We start from the raw sequence: 15,905 nt of genomic DNA on the forward strand, positions 1-15,905 counted from the left end.
CATTTGTAGAGGATGCGGCCAATGATCGAGTCCCTGCCCCGGCGCGAGCGGGAGGTGTTCGAAACTCTCTGTCGGCTTGAGGCCGCCACGGCGGCTGATGTCCGCGCCACCCTGTCCGATCCGCTCAGCGACTCCGCCGTGCGCACCCTGCTGTCCCGGCTCGAGGCCAAGGCGCTGGTGCGCCGTGAACCGGGCCAGGGCGGTTTCGTCTACCGCCCGGCGCCCCGCCCCGACGCCCTGGCCGCCGGCGCCCTCAAGCGCATGGTGGACACGTTCTTTGCGGGGTCGGCCGTCAGCGCCGCCACCGCGCTTCTGGGCATGGGCGACCGCCTGACCCCCGACGAGGCCGAAGCCTTGCGCCGCCTGATCGACAAGACCCGGACAGACGGCGCCAAGGGGGACGGCTCATGACCCTCGATATCCTCATCGCGCTTGCGGCCAAGACCAGTCTCATCGCGGGCGCGGGGCTGCTGCTGGCCCGCTTCACCACCCGCCGCCCCGTCGAGCGCGTCGACATCCTGCGCGGAACGGTGGTGATGCTGCTGGCGCTGCCGGTCGTGATGGCGGCGGGTCCGGCGCTTCGCCTCGCGGTCCTGCCCGCCGCCTCCGCACCGCCTCGGGCCGCCCCTCCGGTCTGGGCCGGGCAGGTTCAGCCGCTGGAAGGCGTGGCCATTTCCGGCGCGCTTCCCATGCCGGACGCCGCCGTCATCCTTGCCTGCATCTGGACCGTCGGCGCCCTTCTGATCGCCGTCCGCTTCGCCGCCGGAGTCTGGACCCTGCACCGCTGGACCAGCGACGCCGCGCCCGTACGCTGCCCCCGCTGGCTGGCGGCCCTGGCCGCGCATCGCCCGCCGCCCCGCCTGCTGGCCAGCCGCGACGCGCCCGGCCCCCTCAGTTGGGGCGTCCGTCCCGGCGTGGTCCTGATCGACATCACCAGCCTCAAGGCGCCCCACACAGCGCCCGCCGTGCTCGCACACGAGACGGCCCACCTGCGGCGCGGCGACTGGGTCTTTCTGATCCTGTCGCGCCTGACCCTGGCCCTGTTCTGGTTCAACCCGCTGGTCTGGCGCCTGCACGCCGACCTCGCCGCCCGCTCCGAGGAAGCCGCAGACGCCATCGCCGCCGGCCGCATGGACCGGGCCGAGTACGCCGGCGCCCTGATCGGCCTGGCGTCCCAACCCACGCCTTCGGCCGCCCTGGCCATGGCCGCCCGGCCCCACGCCCTGAAAAGAAGGATCGCCTGCATCATGACCGCCGTCCCAACCCGCCGCCGTCCCGTGGTCGCCCTCGGCGCCCTGGCCCTGCTGGCCGCCATCGCCGCCCCCGTGGCCGCCCTGGAGCTGCAGGCGCCGCCTGCGCCGCCCCCCGCGCCGGAAGCGCCCCGAGCGCCCGCGTCCCCGGAACGGCTGGATCTGGCGCAGTTGATCCCGCCCTCGCCCCCGGCCCCTCCGGCGCCGCCGTCAGCCGCACCTTCGCCGCCGCCTCCCGCGCCGCCTGCTCCGCCCGCTCCTCCGGCGCCGCCAGCTCCGCCCGAACGGGGCGCGTATTACCGGGTCGAAGCGTCTTCTCCCGAGATGCGCGCCCATGTGGAGGCGATCCGCGCCCACGCCGAGGAAGCCCGACGCCGCGCGGAGCAGGTCCGGGCGCAGGTCGCCGCCAATGCGCCCGCCATCGCCCGGGTCCGCGCCGACGCCGAAGTCGCGCGGGTCCATGCGGCGCAAGCCCGGGAACAGGCGGCGGTCGCGCGCGAACAGGCCCGGGTCCACAGGGCCGAGGCCCGCGTCCACATGCGCGACGGCGCCGAGCAGATGCGCCGGGGTGCGGAACAGATGCGTGAGGAAAGCCGCCGCCTGCGCGACCCGGCCTATCGGGCGCGTCAGATCGAGGAGAATCGTGAGCGGGGAAACACCGTGACCGATGAGGAACTGCTCGCCCTCTCGCACCGCCTTGCCGAACAGGCCGGGGAACTTGAGCGTCAGGCCGAGCGCATGGCCCGACACGCGCTGGACGACGTCTGACGGGCGGACACCCCCGCCTTAGTCACGCCTGTAGGTGGCTCGAATTTCGGTCTCGTCGTCGTTAAGCGTGACCCGGCAACGGCGGCCCTCGTCGATGAGGGCACACCCGTGCCATTCGACCCGCCAGTCCGATCCGACGTCATGGGCCGAAAGCACGATTTCGGAACCGGCGGGCCGGCGTATCCAGCAGAGGCGGGGGCTGCCTGAGGCAGCATAGCGATGTTCATGCGCACCGCACCGCACGCCGGACGGGTCGCTGCGAACCAGGCTTTCCACGTCCAGGTCGCCGTCCACCATGACAGTCAATAATGGATCAATGGGCCGGGCGACGACCGTCACGTCCGAGACTGTTGTGTAGCGGTCTTGCGTGGCGGGGGCGGGAGCTGGCGGCTGAATCAGCGCGGCGGCGAGCATCGTCACAAGCATTACAATCTCCTCAAGGCGACTGCTTTATGCCTTCGCGCCCGGTTCAGCCACCCCGCGCGACGGTTGTTTGCGCGTCCTTTCGCGGTTGCGTAAGAAAGCGTTCCTCCCCACGCCAAACCACGGATCGCCCATGTCCAGCCTGCAGTCCTCCGCCCTCGCGCGCGTCAAGCCTTCGGCCACCCTGGCCGTGACCGCCAAGGCGCGTGAGCTCAAGCGCGCGGGCCGCGACGTGATCGGTCTGGGCGCCGGCGAGCCGGACTTCGACACCCCCGACAACATCAAGCAGGCCGCCATCGCCGCCATCCAGCGCGGTGAGACCAAATACACCGATGTGGACGGCACGCCGGAGCTGAAGGCCGCCATCGTGGCCAAGTTCGCCCGCGAGAACGGCCTGACCTACGAGACCAGCCAGATCCACGTGGCGCCCGGCGGCAAGGCGGTGCTGTACAACGCCCTCGTCGCCACCCTTTCGCCCGGCGACGAGGTGATCGTGCCGGCGCCTTACTGGGTCAGCTATCCGGACATGGTGCTGCTGGCGGGCGGCGAGCCGGTGGAGATCGTGGGCGAGGCCGCCGACGGCTTCAAGCTGAAGCCCGAGGTGCTGGAAGCCGCCATCACGCCCCGCACCAGGTGGCTGATCCTCAACAGCCCCTCCAACCCCACCGGCGCCGCCTACACCCGCGCCGAGCTGGAGTCCCTGGCCGAGGTGCTGCGCCGTCATCCCCACGTCTGGGTCATGACCGACGACATGTACGAGCATCTGGTCTACGGCGGCTTCGAGTACACCACCATCGCCCAGGTGGCCCCGGACCTGTACGAGCGCACCCTGACGGTCAACGGGGTATCGAAAGCCTACGCCATGACCGGCTGGCGCATCGGCTATGCGGGCGGACCCAGGCCCCTGATCGACCTGATGCGCAAGGTGGCGGGCCAGACCACCTCCAACCCTTCCTCCATCAGCCAGGCCGCGGCCGTCGAGGCCCTGAACGGTCCGCAGGACTTCATGGCCGTGCGCCGCGCCGCCTTCGAAAAGCGCCGCGATCTGGTGGTCGCCATGCTGAACGAGGCTGAGGGAATCGAGTGCGCCACCCCCGAGGGCGCCTTCTACGTCTATCCCTCGGCCGAAGGGGTGATGGGCAAGACGACGGAAAGCGGCGTCGTCATCGACAGCGACGAGGTCTTCGCCCGTGAACTGCTCGAGGCCGAGGGCGTGGCGGTGGTGCACGGCGCGGCCTTCGGCCTGTCGCCCTTCTTCCGCATCAGCTACGCCACGTCGGAGGACGTGCTCGAGGAAGCGTGCAAGCGCATCCAGCGCTTCTGCGCCTCGCTTTCCTGAGCGTCGCCGGGGGCTGGCTTGAGCCGGTTCGCATGCCATATGTCGGGCTGAACCGCTGATCAGGGACGCCCCATGACCGACGCCGCCTATCCCGCCGACGCCCGCATCGTGATCGTTGGCGCGGGCCATGCGGGCGGCTCGGCGGCGGCGTTCCTGCGTCAGTACGGCCATGAGGGCCCCATCGTCCTGATCGGCGACGAGGCGGCCATCCCCTATCAGCGGCCGCCCCTGTCCAAGGCGTGGCTGAAAGGCGAGGCGGACATCGAGGCGGTCGAACTGCGCCCCGCATCCTGGTACGCCGGGAACCGGGTGGACCTGCGCACCGAAACCGCTGTCACCGCAATCGATCGCGGCGCCAGAATGGTCACGCTCAACGATGGATCGGCCCTGCCCTATGACGCGCTGATCCTGGCCACCGGCTCGCGCGCCCGGCGTCTGGAGATTCCCGGCGCCGGCCTGCCCGGCGTCCTGTCCCTGCGCACCTTCGCCGACGCGGAGGCCCTGAAAGCGGTGCTGAAGCCGGGCGCGCGGCTGGCCGTGGTCGGCGGCGGCTATGTGGGGCTGGAGGCCGCGGCCTCGGCCCGCGCGTTGGGCGCCGAGGCCGTCATCATCGAGCGCGAGGCCCGCTGCCTGGCCCGGGTCGCCTGCGGGCCCCTGTCCGACTTCTTTCAGGCCCTGCACCGCAGCCACGGCGTCAACCTGGAGCTGAACGCCGCCGTCGCCGGCTTCGAGGATGCGGAGGGGATCCTCACCGGGGTTCGGCTGGAGGACGGGCGCGTCATCCCTTGCGACATCGCCCTGGTGGGGGTGGGCGGCGCAGCCAATGACGAGCTGGCCCGCGCAGCGGGGATTCCTTGCGAGAACGGCGTGGTGGTGGACCATCAGGCCCGGACGGGCGACCCCGCCGTCTTCGCCATCGGCGATGTGACCCGGCGCCCCCTGCCCCTTTACGAGGATCGCGCGTTCCGCCTGGAAAGCGTGCCAAATGCGCTGGAGCAGGCGAAACAGGCCGCCGCCGCCATCACCGGTCGCCCGCCCCCGCCGCCGGAAACGCCTTGGTTCTGGTCCGATCAGTACGACGTAAAGCTGCAGATCGCGGGCCTCCCGTTCGAGGCCGACGATGTGGTGGTGCGCGGCGACCCGGCCGCCGGGACCTTCGCCGTGTTCCATCTGAAAGGCGATCGCCTCCGCGCCGTGGAAGCGGTCAACGCGGCGCCAGAGTTCATGATGGGCAAGCAACTGATCGCCAGATCAACGCCGGTGGACCGCGCGAAGCTGGCGGATCCGGCTGTGTCCATGAAGGCCGTGGCGCAGGCGTAATCCCCCGTTTTTCACGGCCAAAGCCTTCGCCCACAAAGGGGCGGGATCTAATTCAGCGGCTTTTTTCCCGCCGCGTATGCGGCAGGCTCATACTGCTGGGATGTCAGACTGTCTGCTTCTCCCTGCTTCATGTCGGCGCCTCCACGGGCGGCATACCGCTTTCCCGCCGACAGCCCGACGACCAGTGCAACGCAGATCCACGTTTTTGCTGAATTCAATGGAGAATTTTCGAAATCTTGCACTCCTGTTGCACTGTTTTTCAGTCCCAATGCCCCGGCGCGTGCGGAAAGCTCAAACCCCGATAGTGCTCCAGATCCTGCGCCGGGAGGGCGCTGCCCTCGGGAATCTCCAGACCGTTCAGGCTCTGCCAGTAGGCGATCGAGGAATCGCGCCACCAGCGGGCCTCGTTCTCCTGAATGGCCAGGAAGTCCGCCACCTCCGAATGACGTCGGGCATCCACATGTCGGGCCAGCCCGCCCCAGGTCCGGCGCATCTCGCCCACGGCGGCCACCCCCCGGTCATAGCGCGCCACCAGTTCCGCCCACAGGGGCCGACCCGATGGCATCGGGTGGTCCCACGGCAAATGGTGGAACCACAGAAGGAACCGCTCATCGATCTGGGCAGGATCGGCGAAGCGGGCCGCTGCCTCCGGCGCATACTGGCTCACCGCGTCGCTGCCCGAGGCCGTGCGGTCGAAGCCGATCCCGTCTGCGTCGGCCCGGTGGAAATAGGTGGGGTTCCAGTCGGCCCGCGGCAGGTCGTCCACCCACGGCCCCGGCCCGTAGTGGTGCCCTGTCGCCATCAGGTGGTTCAGGCCCAGCGGCGTCATGTAGTCCACCACCGCCTCGCGCGAGCCCATCATCATCTCGACCACCGGCTCCACGAACGACGGGTCGGGCGTGAAGGTCATGGCCGCCCATTCGCGCGCGATCGCCTCGGCGCCCAGCCCGGGATCCCACGCCAGCCGCCCGAACAGGTACCAGTTGGCCTGATCGAACTGGGAGCCGGACCAGTTGCGGTCGCTGCCCGTATTGGCCACCCCCGCCATGCCGGTCAGCCGGTGGCCGAACAGCGAGCCGTCCACCACCTCCGCCACCGTCGAGCCCGGCCCGCGCACATGGGTGTCGGCGTCCAGAACCTCTTCGTAGAGCGGCCCCAGATAGGCCAGGTGGGTGGCGAAGCCGAGGTACTCCTTGGTGATCTGGAACTCCATCATCAGCGGCGTTTCAGGCGTCGCGCCGAACAGCGGATGGAAGGGCTCGCGCGGCTGGAAGTCGATGGGGCCGTTCTTCACCTGGACGATGACGTTGTCGCGGAACCGGCCGTCCAGCGGCACGAACTCGTCATACGCCTGCATGGCCCGGTCGGTGGGCACGCCGTCGTCATAGACGAAGGCCCGCCACATCACGACGCCGCCGTGGGGGGCCACCGCGTCGGCCAGCATGTTCGCCCCGTCCGCATGGTTGCGCCCGTAGTCCTGCGGCCCCGGCTGGCCCTCGGAATTGGCCTTCACCAGAAAGCCCCCGAAGTCGGGAATGAGGGCATGGATCTCGTCCGCCTTGGCCCGCCACCACGCCTGCACGCGCGGGTCCAGCGGGTCGGCCGTGTCCAGCCCGCCGATCTCCACCGGCGCAGAGAACCGGGCCGACAGATAGACCCGGATGCCGTACGGCCGGAACACCCCGGCCAGGGCCGCGGCCTTCTCCAGCCAAGGCGCCGTCAGGCTCAGGGCGTCGGTGTTGACGTTGTTGATGACCGTCCCGTTGATCCCGATGGAGGCGTTGGCCCGCGCGTAGTCTGTGTAGCGCGGGTCCAGATGGTCCGGCAGCTTGTGCCAGTCCCACAGCGACTGGCCTGCGTATCCCCGCTCCACCGTCCGGTCCAGATTGTCCCAGTGGTTCAGCAGGCGCAGGTTCACCGCCGGCGCCTCGCGGATATCCAGATCCGTCAGCGCCTGCCGCGTCTGGATCAGGCGCAGGAAATGGAAGGCCCCGTACAGCGCCCCTGCATTCCCACCGCCCGCGATCACCGTCGCCGCACGCCCGTCCACGTCCACGCTGCGGATCACATAGCCCTCGGCGCCCAGCCCCGTCAGGTCCAGCCCCAGCGCCGCGATGGCCGCATCCCCCGCGCGCCCGACCAGCAACGCCCCGTCCCGGCTGACCGCCCTCGCCCGTTCCGGCGCCGCGCCCAGCAGGCCCGACAGTCCGCGCTCGATCTCGCCGACCGCTACGCCCAGGGTCGCGGACTCGCCGGCCGTCACCAGCTGCGTCGCCGCCGCCCGGTAGTCCGTCACCGCCCCGGCTTCCACCGCCTGATAGCGCAGCCACAGGTCATAGCCGTCCTCGGCCTTCGCCGACCAGGCGTTGGTCAGGAACAGAGCGGCCGCGATCATCGCGGCGAGCAGGGCCCGCGTCATGGTCGTCCTCCCGTCGCCCGAGCGGCGATCATCAGCGTCTTTGGACGCCTCTTGTTATCGCTACCATTTCACAGCCTTCCCCCGGCGCCAATGGGGGGCCGGGGCGGGTCAGGTCAGGCCGCGCACCCTCAGCACCGGCGCGAAGGCGACCGGGCGCGCTTCCGGCAGGGCCACGATCAGGGCGTCGTCCGTCTGCTCGAAATCCACGCCGCCGGCGCCCAGAAGCGCCACCGCCTGAACGGCCCTGCCCTGCGTCACGCGCCGCCCGAGGCTGGTGATCTGCAGCGGCCGCCCATCCTCCGGCCAGTCCATGGCGATGGCGTAGAGGAGGTCCCCCTTCGTCGTAAAGCGCACGTCGGCCGCGGTGAAGGGCCCCACGGCTCCCTCGCCGTGCATGCCCTCGCGGATTTCCGTGGGGCCCTCGCCCCAGACCCGCCAGGGCCGCGTGCCGTGGATGGCCTCGCCGTTGACCGCCATCCAGGCGGCCATGTCGCGCAGGATCGCCTGCTCCTCGGCGTCGATGGAGCCGTCGCCCCGCTGGGGGATGCTCAGCAGCAGGGCCCCGTTCTTGGACACCACGTCCGCCAGACGCTGGATCACCGCCTTCGCGGGTAGATAGGACCGGTCGCGGAAACGGGCGCGGTTGTAGTGCCAGTCGCCGATGCAGGTGCAGGTCTGCCAGGGCTCGTCGCGGATTTCGGTCAGGAAGCCCCGCTCCACCGACTCCGTGACGCCTCGCCGCTGGTCGACCGTCAGCCGCTTGCCCGTGACCACAGGCAGTTCGCCGCGCCAGTTCAGCGATGCGTTGTAAAGGTGGGCCGTCGCCTCCAGCCCGTGATGCTCCAGCGGCAGGCCGTAGTTGTCGAAATAGACGAAGTCGGGCCGGTACCTGTCCACCAGATCCCGCTGACGCAGCGCCCAGTTCACAGCAAAGCCAAGGTTGTCGGCGGGGATGGTCTCGATCCACTGGCCGCTGTTGGCGTCGTGGAAGGCGTTCATGGCCGCGATGCTGTCGATGCCGTCCGGGGGCGCCATGGTCGCGCCGGTGTAGAGCGCCTGCGGGTCCAGCCCCTCCCACCAGGTTCCGACCCCGTCCTGACGCCGCAGCCGCGTCGCGTCATAGCGCACGCCCGCGCGCGGGCCTTCGGGGTCATAGCCATAGGCCGTCTGCCACCAGTGCCAGGCATGGGCGCCATGGTTGGAGACGCCGAAGCGCAGGCCCCGTGCCCGCACCGCCCGCTCCCAGGTCCCGACGATGTCGATCCCCGGCCCCACGCGGGTGGTGTTCCAGTCTTGGTGAGCGCTGGCGAACATGTCCAGATTGTCGTGGTGGTTGGCCATGGAGACGATGTATTTCGCCCCCGCCTCCTCATAGAGATCCAGCAGCGCCTCGGGGCTCCAGGCGTCCGCCCGCCAGCGCCCGATGAACTCGATGAACCCGAACTCCGACGGATGCCCGTATGTGGCCAGGTGGTGATCGTAAACCGGGTTGCCCTGCTGATACATCTGGCGGCCATACCAGTCCCCGGCCTCGGGCACGCACTGGGGGCCCCAGTGGGACCAGATGCCCAGCTTGGCGTCGCGGAACCAGTCCGGCGTCCGGTAGCCCGCGATCAGGGAATCCCAGTCCGCCCGGAACGGACCGCTCGCCGCCGGAACGCTGGCGCATCCCGCCAGAGCCAGTCCGCCCGCGCCGGCCAGCAGGCTGCGTCTGGAAAATTCGCCCGTCATCTCGGTTCTCCATAGACCACGCCCCGGCCGTCGGTGGCCACGTAGACTCGCCCCGGGATGCGCGGATCGCCCGCCACGGTCCGGTAGCGGCGGCCATACTCATGCCGGTCGTCGTTGACCCTCAGCCATGACCGGCCCGCATCGTCCGACCGATAGACCCCCAGCACGCCGTCCCGCTCGCCGATGGCGTAGAGCGCCGGATAATCCTGCCCCGGCATCGGGGCGCCGAAATCCATGGACCGCACGGCCAGATCACTGTCGACCCGCCGGAAGCGCTGGCCGCCGTCTGTGGAGCGGTAAAGCCCGCGCGTGGACACGAACCACAGGTCGCCGTCCCGCCCCGGCGTGGCGCGCAGGGGAAAGGCGATCTCGCGCCAGTGGGGCTGGTCCCGCCACAGCTCGTCGGGCAAGCCCCGGCTGGGCACGGGCGCGAAGGTCGCCGCACCATCGACACTGACGAACCAGTCGCCCGTGGCGAAGTCCAGGGCATAGAACAGCAGCGGATCGTGCCGGTCCGCCACCGGACGCGCCAGCAGCGGCAGGCCCTGCACCGCCCGCCAGGTCGCGCCCCGGTCGCGGCTTTGGATCGGCCGGGGCGTGGCGACCACGAAGGTCTCCCCGTCCGCCGACACGGTGATGGACGCATCGCGGTACAGGTCCATGCGGGGGTTTGCGGCCGCCTCGGGATCGGCGGCGGGCGACGGGCGTCCCAGCGGTCGCCAACTGCGCCCATAATCGTCAGACCAGGCCAGGGTCGAGCCGTCGGCGTCGTCCGAGCCCACGCCCTCGTGCGGCGTTCCGGAGCGCACCACGATCTCGGGCGCATGCCAGGCGTAGTCGATGCCGTTGGTGTTGCCGAAAACCGGGGTGGTGAACTGCAGCGTCGGCGAGGTCTCCAGATCCTCATGGGCGAAGCCCGAGATGTCGCCGAAGCCGGTCAGCAGGGGCGGTCCCTCTCGCGGGCTGATGAGGGTGATGACGGCGGTTTGCTCGATGCCGTCCACCCAGGGCCGCCAGAGTGTGGGAGCGCCCTGATCCGCCGCACCCAGATTGCGCGTGGCGTACAGCGTCGCCCCGGTGCCGTAGACCATGTGGTCCGCATCGAACGGATCGATGGCCAGGGCCGCGATCCACCACCCGAAGTCCGGCTCGTCCCGCCCCCAGTACAGGAACGGCGTCTCGCTCACATCCCGCACCGCCTGTTCGCGCAGGCTGGTCCAGGTCGCGCCGTCGTCAATTGTGCGCCACAGGGTGTCGCCGGGCCGCCAGCGGTTCAGGGTGGAGACCACCACCACGCCCGGTTCGCCCCGCGCCACATCCACGCCCATGAAACCGCCGCTGCCCGGCTCATGGGGCGGGGTGATGTCGCGCCAGTCGCCGCTGTCCAGATCCAGCCGCCAGACCGCCCCGTCCGTCACCCCGTTGGGCCCGACGCCCCAGGTCCAGGTGGTGTAGAGCACGCCCCGCGCATCGATCACGCCCTTGACCGGCGACAGGCCGCCCGACCCGCCGTCCAGCCGCCGCCAGCTCTGGCCGCCGTCGTCCGAACGATAGAGGCCCTGCGCCCCCTCGTCCGCCACACCAGCCAGAATGACCGCGCTGCCCTGACCGGGCGCCCCGCTGCGGGCGTCGAACAGGACGAAGCTGATCCCCGGATTGGTCGGCTGACCCTGAGGCGGCACGCCGAGCCCCGCGTGAGGAAAGCTCTCCACCCGCCGCCAGGTCCGGCCGTGATCGCCGCTACGCTGAAGCCCGTGATGGCGCGAACCGAAGTAGAGCACCGCCGTGTCGTTGGGATCGACCGCCAGCCGTTCGCCCAGACCCCGGCCGTCCTCATTGCCGCCCATGGGGAAGTCCACGGGATGGGTGGTCCAGGTCTCGCCCCGGTCGGCCGAGCGCAGCATGGCGGCGCGCCCGCCCCGGTGCATGCCCACCGCCGCATAGACCACATCAGGATCGACCGGATCGAGGGCGATGCTCTCCACGCCGTAGAAGCTGGATTCCGCCTCGTCGTCCTGCAGCGGAACCCAGCGCCCGTGCGCTGCGTCGAAGCGATAGGCCCCGCCCATGTCCGACCGGGCCCAGGCCAGACCCGGCTCCAGCGGGCTGAACACCACCCCGGGAATGAAGCCGCCCCCGCCCACCGTCACATTGCGCCAGACGTAATCCGCATCCTGCGCCGTCGCCGCTCCCGCAGGCCCGAGCAAGGCCAACATCATAATGAGCACAAAGCGTAGATTCATCGCGGTCCCTCCCCAGGGCGGCAGTTCGCGGTTGCCGTTCCGGCCCACTCGCGCGACAGTGATAGCGCTAACGCAATAATAGTTGACACGATTGCCACCTATGCATCAAGTTTGCACTGGTAAAAACGAGAGCCGCCGTTCGAGCTGGCTCCGGGGGAGTGAAATCTGCATGGCCGACGGCCGCGCCCTTCCCCTGAGTCCGCGTCGCGCGACGACCCGCGTATTTGCGTCCGAACCCTGAGCGAACTTCCGGCGCGATCGCACCCGCGGTCGCGCCGTCCCTTTGTCCGCCCACCAAAATCAGTCCTGGGGAGGTCCTGATGATCCATAGCCGCCGCTTCCTGACCGCGACCACGGCCGTCCTGGCCCTGTCCGCCGCCGCCTGCGCCTCGGCGCAATCGGTCGATTTGCCCGATCCGGTTCCAGCCGGCGCGGACATCCCCGTGCCCGACGAGGCGCGCGCCGATCCGACGATCTGGCCCGCAAGCGCCACGCCGGACGCCATTACGGACGCGGCGACCGAGGCCTTCATTACCGAGCTGATGAGCCGCATGACGCTGGAGGAGAAGGTCGGCCAGACGATCCAGGCGGACATCTCGGCCATCACGCCCGAGGACCTCGCCACCTATCCCCTGGGCTCCATCCTGGCGGGCGGCAACTCCGAGCCGGGCGGCGACGCCTACGCCTCGCCCCAGGCCTGGCTGGATCTGGCGGTTGCGTTCCGCGAGGCGGCGGCGGCACGCGGCGGGACCGCAATCCCGCTTATCTTCGGCATCGACGCGGTGCACGGCCACAACAATGTGGTCGGGGCCACCCTCTTTCCCCACAACATCGGCCTGGGCGCCGCCCGCAACCCGGACCTGATCCGCCGCATCGCCGAGGCTACGGCGCTGGAGGTGGCGGTCACCGGCGCGGACTGGACCTTCGGCCCCACGGTGGCCGTGCCCCGCGACGACCGCTGGGGCCGGGCCTACGAAGGCTATGGCGAGCATCCCGAAATCGTGGCGTCCTATGCGGGCGCGGTGACGCTGGGCCTTCAGGGCGAGCTGATTTCCGGGCAGCCTCTGGCGGCGGGGCGCATCGCCGGGTCGGCCAAGCACTGGCTGGCCGACGGGGGTACCCTGGACGGCATCGATCAGGGCGACGCGCAGATCACCGAGCGCGAGTTGATCGACATCCACGCAGCGGGCTATCCGCCCTCCATCGACGCGGGCATCCTGACGGTCATGGCCAGCTTCTCAAGCTGGAACGGGGTCAAGCACACCGGCAATCCCACCATCCTGACCGACGTGCTCCGCGGGCCGCTGGGCTTTGACGGCTTCGTGGTCTCGGACTGGAACGCCCACGGCCAGATCCCGGGCTGCTCCAACGAGAGCTGCGCCGCCGCCTTCAACGCCGGCATCGACATGTTCATGGCGCCGGACAGCTGGCGCCCTCTCTACCAGAACACCCTGGAGCAGGCCCGCTCCGGCGAGATCGGCATGGCGCGTCTGGACGAGGCCGTGCGCCGCATCCTGCGGGTCAAGGTCAAGCTGGGCCTGTTCGAGCCCGAAGGCCCGGCCAGCCGCGCGCTCGAAGGCCAGTTCCAGTATCTGGGCGCGCCCGAGCACAGGGCTGTGGCCCGCGACGCGGTGCGCCAGTCGCTGGTGCTGCTCAAGAACGACGGCGTCCTGCCCATCCGCGCCAACGCCAACATTCTGGTGGCCGGGGCCGCGGCGGACGACATTGGCCAGGCCTCGGGCGGCTGGACCCTGACCTGGCAGGGCACCGGCAACCGGCGCGAGCACTTCCCCAACGGCCAGTCCATCTGGGAAGGGATCGAGGAAGCCGCGACCGAAGCGGGCGGCGCCGCCACCCTGTCGGCCGACGGGTCGTTCGAGACCCGTCCGGACGTGGCCATCGTCGTCTTCGGCGAAACCCCCTATGCCGAGTTCCAGGGCGATGTGGAGCATCTGGACTTCGTGCCGGACGAGCCGCTGGAGACCCTGCGCGCGCTGCAGGCCCAGGGCATCCCCACCGTCTCGGTGTTCCTGTCCGGGCGGCCCATGTGGACCAATCCGGAGATCAACGCCTCCGACGCCTTCGTGGCCGCCTGGCTGCCAGGCGCCGAGGGCGGCGGCATCGCCGACGTCCTGATCGGTGACGCCTCGGGTGCGCCGCGCCACGACTTCACCGGAACCCTGTCCTTCTCCTGGCCGCGCACGGCGGTGCAGGGCCCGCTGAACGCCGGCCAACCCGGCTATGACCCCCTCTTCGCCTACGGCCACGGCCTGTCCTACGCCCGGCCCGGCGAGGTTCCGGAACTGAGCGAGGAGTCCGGCGTCACCGGAGCGGCGGCCAACCCCGACCGCTACTTCACCGAGGGCCGCTTCACCCCGCCGTGGTCGCTGGCCCTGCGCGACGCAGGCGGTGAGCGACGGCTGGGGCAGGAATCCTCCGGAGCAAGCCCGCGGGGCGGCGTGACCGTGCGCTCCGCAGACGGCTCGGCCCAGGAATCCGCCCGCGCCCTGGTGTTCTCCGGCGACGGGGGCGCGGCCAACATCTCGGCCGCGCCGGTGGACCTGACTCGCCAGACCAACGGCGAGATGGCCATCGGATTCCGCTACCGCGTGGACGCGGCGCCCGCCGGCCCGGTGTTCCTGACACTGGACGAGGGCAGCGTGGACATGAGCCGCATCTTCGGGGCGGCGCCCATCGGCGAGTGGCGCGAGATCAAGGTGCGCCTGTCCTGCCTGCGTGATGCGGGGGCCAATGTGGCCGAGGTGTCCGAGCCCTTCGGGTTCAGCACGGAATCTGCCTTCGCCGTCAGCTTCGAGACGGTGCGGCTGACCTCCAACGAAGGCGACGCGGTGTGCCCGACGTCCTAGACTGGCGGCCATGAGCGAATGGACCGCCATCGCCCTGGTCGGTGTCGACTGGGGCACCACCAACCTGCGCGCCTTCGCCCTGGACGGCGAAGGCGCGGTGCTGGGCCGTCGGGCGGACAATCGCGGCGCGGCGGGCCTGTCGCCGGACCGGTTCGCCGCCGTGCTGGATGACGTGGTCGGTCACTGGCGGGCGGACGGCGCCCCGGTGCTGGTCTGTGGCATGGCCGGCGCGCGCGGCGGCTGGGTCGAGGCGCCCTATGTGGAGACCCCCGCCGCCCTCGCCGACTTGGGCGCGCACCTGATCGAGGCTGCTTCGGGCGTCCGCATCGTCCCAGGCGTCTGCAAGCGGCAGGACGGCCGCCTGATGGACGTCATGCGCGGCGAGGAGGTTCAGGTGTTCGGCGCCCTGACCGACGGCGTCGCGGTCTGTCCCGGCACCCATTCCAAATGGGTGCGCATGACGGGCGGCCGCATCACCGACCTGCGCACGGCCATGACCGGCGAACTGTTCGCCGTGCTGCGCGCCCACTCCATCCTGGGGCGCAGCATGACCGAAGGCCCGTTCGACCCGGAGGCCTTCGACGCGGGCGTGGACCGGGGGCTGGGCGACCCCGCCCTTACCGCCGCCCTGTTCTCGGTGCGTACGGCGGAGCTGGACGGCCGTCTGGCGCCCGGCGCCGCCCCCGACTATCTCTCGGGCCTGCTGATCGGGTCAGAGATCGCGGGCGCGGGCGGCGGGTTCGAAGGCCCGGTTCACCTGATCGGCGCCCCGGCTCTGAACCACCGCTACGGCCGCGCCCTGGCCCGCGCCGGGCGCGCGTCGACACCGATCGACCCCGAGGCCGCCGTCACGCGCGGCCTGTGGCGTCTGTGGAAGGAAACGGCATGACCGATCTGGAGACCCTGGACGCCCTGCCCCTCATCGCCATCCTGCGCGGGCTGACGCCGCAGGAGGCTCCCGCCGTGGGCGACGCCCTGGTCGAGGCGGGGTTCCGGGTGCTGGAGGTTCCGCTGAACTCGCCCCGGCCGCTGGACAGCATCCGGATCCTGGCCGGGCGCTTCGAAGGCCGCGCCCTCGTCGGCGCCGGCACGGTCCTGACGCCCGAGGCCGCGCGCGAAACGGTGCAGGCCGGCGGCCGCATGATCATTTCACCCAACGCCGACCCGGCGGTGATCGCCGAGACCCGCCGGCTTCAAGCCCTGTCCCTGCCGGGCGTGTTCACCCCCACCGAGGCCTTCGCGGCTCTGGCCGCCGGCGCCCACGCCCTGAAGCTGTTCCCCGCCGAGATCGCCGGACCGGCCGGGCTGAAGGCCCTGCGCGCCGTGCTGCCGTCGGACACGCGCCTGTACGCGGTGGGCGGGGTGGCGCCGGACACCCTGGCCGACTGGCGCCGCGCGGGCGCCTCGGGCTTCGGCATCGGCTCGGCGCTCTACAAGCCGGGGATGGACGCGGCCGAGGTGGGCAAGCGCGCCCGGGCGTTCGTCGCGGCGTGGAAATCTTCCTGGGCGCGAATGATCTGAGCCGGATCGGCTTGCGCCGACCCG

The 15,905-nt window shown here is 70.7% G+C and carries 11 protein-coding genes; 7 read left to right on the forward strand and 4 right to left on the reverse strand.

Going from position 1 to position 15,905, the window contains the following annotated elements; genetic code table 11:
• Window positions 1-21 precede the first annotated feature (21 nt).
• On the forward strand, window positions 22-411 hold the full coding sequence (locus ACK4FB_RS03130; protein ID WP_409747747.1) for a BlaI/MecI/CopY family transcriptional regulator: 390 nt from the start codon (window positions 22-24) through the stop codon (window positions 409-411).
• Complete coding sequence (locus ACK4FB_RS03135) at window positions 408-2,018, forward strand: M56 family metallopeptidase (protein WP_409747749.1); 1,611 nt, start codon at window positions 408-410, stop codon at window positions 2,016-2,018. Before ACK4FB_RS03130 ends, ACK4FB_RS03135 begins: the two co-directional genes overlap by 4 nt.
• Window positions 2,019-2,036: 18 nt before the next feature.
• Here ACK4FB_RS03135 and ACK4FB_RS03140 read toward each other — a convergent pair whose 3' ends face one another.
• Complete coding sequence (locus tag ACK4FB_RS03140) at window positions 2,037-2,444, reverse strand: hypothetical protein (RefSeq protein WP_409747751.1); 408 nt, start codon at window positions 2,442-2,444, stop codon at window positions 2,037-2,039.
• Between the two features lie 130 nt (window positions 2,445-2,574).
• On the opposite strand from ACK4FB_RS03140, the gene ACK4FB_RS03145 reads away from it, so the two are divergent.
• Complete coding sequence (locus tag ACK4FB_RS03145; protein ID WP_409747753.1) at window positions 2,575-3,780, forward strand: pyridoxal phosphate-dependent aminotransferase; 1,206 nt, start codon at window positions 2,575-2,577, stop codon at window positions 3,778-3,780.
• A gap of 72 nt (window positions 3,781-3,852) precedes the next feature.
• Window positions 3,853-5,100: an NAD(P)/FAD-dependent oxidoreductase gene (locus ACK4FB_RS03150; protein WP_409747755.1), complete on the forward strand. Its 1,248-nt coding sequence runs from the start codon at window positions 3,853-3,855 to the stop codon at window positions 5,098-5,100.
• Between the two features lie 259 nt (window positions 5,101-5,359).
• On the opposite strand, the gene ACK4FB_RS03155 is transcribed toward ACK4FB_RS03150, so the two are convergent.
• The 3 genes from ACK4FB_RS03155 to ACK4FB_RS03165 all read right to left on the reverse strand — a co-directional run bounded on the left by ACK4FB_RS03155 (window position 5,360) and on the right by ACK4FB_RS03165 (window position 11,457).
• Window positions 5,360-7,519, reverse strand: a complete 2,160-nt coding sequence (locus ACK4FB_RS03155; protein WP_409747757.1) for an alpha-glucuronidase family glycosyl hydrolase — start codon at window positions 7,517-7,519, stop codon at window positions 5,360-5,362.
• 108 nt (window positions 7,520-7,627) lie between these two features.
• Window positions 7,628-9,250, reverse strand: coding sequence for an alpha-L-fucosidase (locus ACK4FB_RS03160; protein ID WP_409747759.1), 1,623 nt, complete (start codon window positions 9,248-9,250; stop codon window positions 7,628-7,630).
• A complete protein-coding gene (locus ACK4FB_RS03165; protein ID WP_409747761.1) occupies window positions 9,247-11,457 on the reverse strand; it encodes a WD40/YVTN/BNR-like repeat-containing protein in 2,211 nt (736 codons plus the stop codon). The genes ACK4FB_RS03160 and ACK4FB_RS03165 overlap by 4 nt, the downstream gene beginning before the upstream one ends.
• A gap of 356 nt (window positions 11,458-11,813) precedes the next feature.
• Between ACK4FB_RS03165 and ACK4FB_RS03170 the strand changes: the two genes are divergently transcribed.
• From ACK4FB_RS03170 to ACK4FB_RS03180, 3 genes are read left to right on the forward strand one after another with little or no spacing between them, the layout of a single operon-like run.
• Complete coding sequence (locus tag ACK4FB_RS03170; protein ID WP_409747763.1) at window positions 11,814-14,360, forward strand: glycoside hydrolase family 3 protein; 2,547 nt, start codon at window positions 11,814-11,816, stop codon at window positions 14,358-14,360.
• A gap of 10 nt (window positions 14,361-14,370) precedes the next feature.
• Window positions 14,371-15,249: a 2-dehydro-3-deoxygalactonokinase gene (locus ACK4FB_RS03175; protein ID WP_409747765.1), complete on the forward strand. Its 879-nt coding sequence runs from the start codon at window positions 14,371-14,373 to the stop codon at window positions 15,247-15,249.
• Window positions 15,246-15,881: a 2-dehydro-3-deoxy-6-phosphogalactonate aldolase gene (locus tag ACK4FB_RS03180; protein WP_409747767.1), complete on the forward strand. Its 636-nt coding sequence runs from the start codon at window positions 15,246-15,248 to the stop codon at window positions 15,879-15,881. Before ACK4FB_RS03175 ends, ACK4FB_RS03180 begins: the two co-directional genes overlap by 4 nt.
• The last annotated feature ends 24 nt before the right edge of the window (window positions 15,882-15,905 follow it).

Source organism: Brevundimonas sp. (genome assembly GCF_046299535.1).
Classification (GTDB): Bacteria; Pseudomonadota; Alphaproteobacteria; order Caulobacterales; family Caulobacteraceae; genus Brevundimonas.

Excerpts from the sequence above, each read along its gene's own strand:
- ACK4FB_RS03130 (WP_409747747.1), top strand. The coding sequence starts at position 22 with ATGATCGAGTCCCTGCCCCGGCGCGAGCGGGAGGTGTTCGAAACTCTC.
- ACK4FB_RS03135 (WP_409747749.1), top strand. The coding sequence starts at position 408 with ATGACCCTCGATATCCTCATCGCGCTTGCGGCCAAGACCAGTCTCATC.
- ACK4FB_RS03140 (WP_409747751.1), bottom strand. The coding sequence starts at position 2,444 with ATGCTTGTGACGATGCTCGCCGCCGCGCTGATTCAGCCGCCAGCTCCC.
- ACK4FB_RS03145 (WP_409747753.1), top strand. The coding sequence starts at position 2,575 with ATGTCCAGCCTGCAGTCCTCCGCCCTCGCGCGCGTCAAGCCTTCGGCC.
- ACK4FB_RS03150 (WP_409747755.1), top strand. The coding sequence starts at position 3,853 with ATGACCGACGCCGCCTATCCCGCCGACGCCCGCATCGTGATCGTTGGC.
- ACK4FB_RS03155 (WP_409747757.1), bottom strand. The coding sequence starts at position 7,519 with ATGACGCGGGCCCTGCTCGCCGCGATGATCGCGGCCGCTCTGTTCCTG.
- ACK4FB_RS03160 (WP_409747759.1), bottom strand. The coding sequence starts at position 9,250 with ATGACGGGCGAATTTTCCAGACGCAGCCTGCTGGCCGGCGCGGGCGGA.
- ACK4FB_RS03170 (WP_409747763.1), top strand. The coding sequence starts at position 11,814 with ATGATCCATAGCCGCCGCTTCCTGACCGCGACCACGGCCGTCCTGGCC.
- ACK4FB_RS03175 (WP_409747765.1), top strand. The coding sequence starts at position 14,371 with ATGAGCGAATGGACCGCCATCGCCCTGGTCGGTGTCGACTGGGGCACC.
- ACK4FB_RS03180 (WP_409747767.1), top strand. The coding sequence starts at position 15,246 with ATGACCGATCTGGAGACCCTGGACGCCCTGCCCCTCATCGCCATCCTG.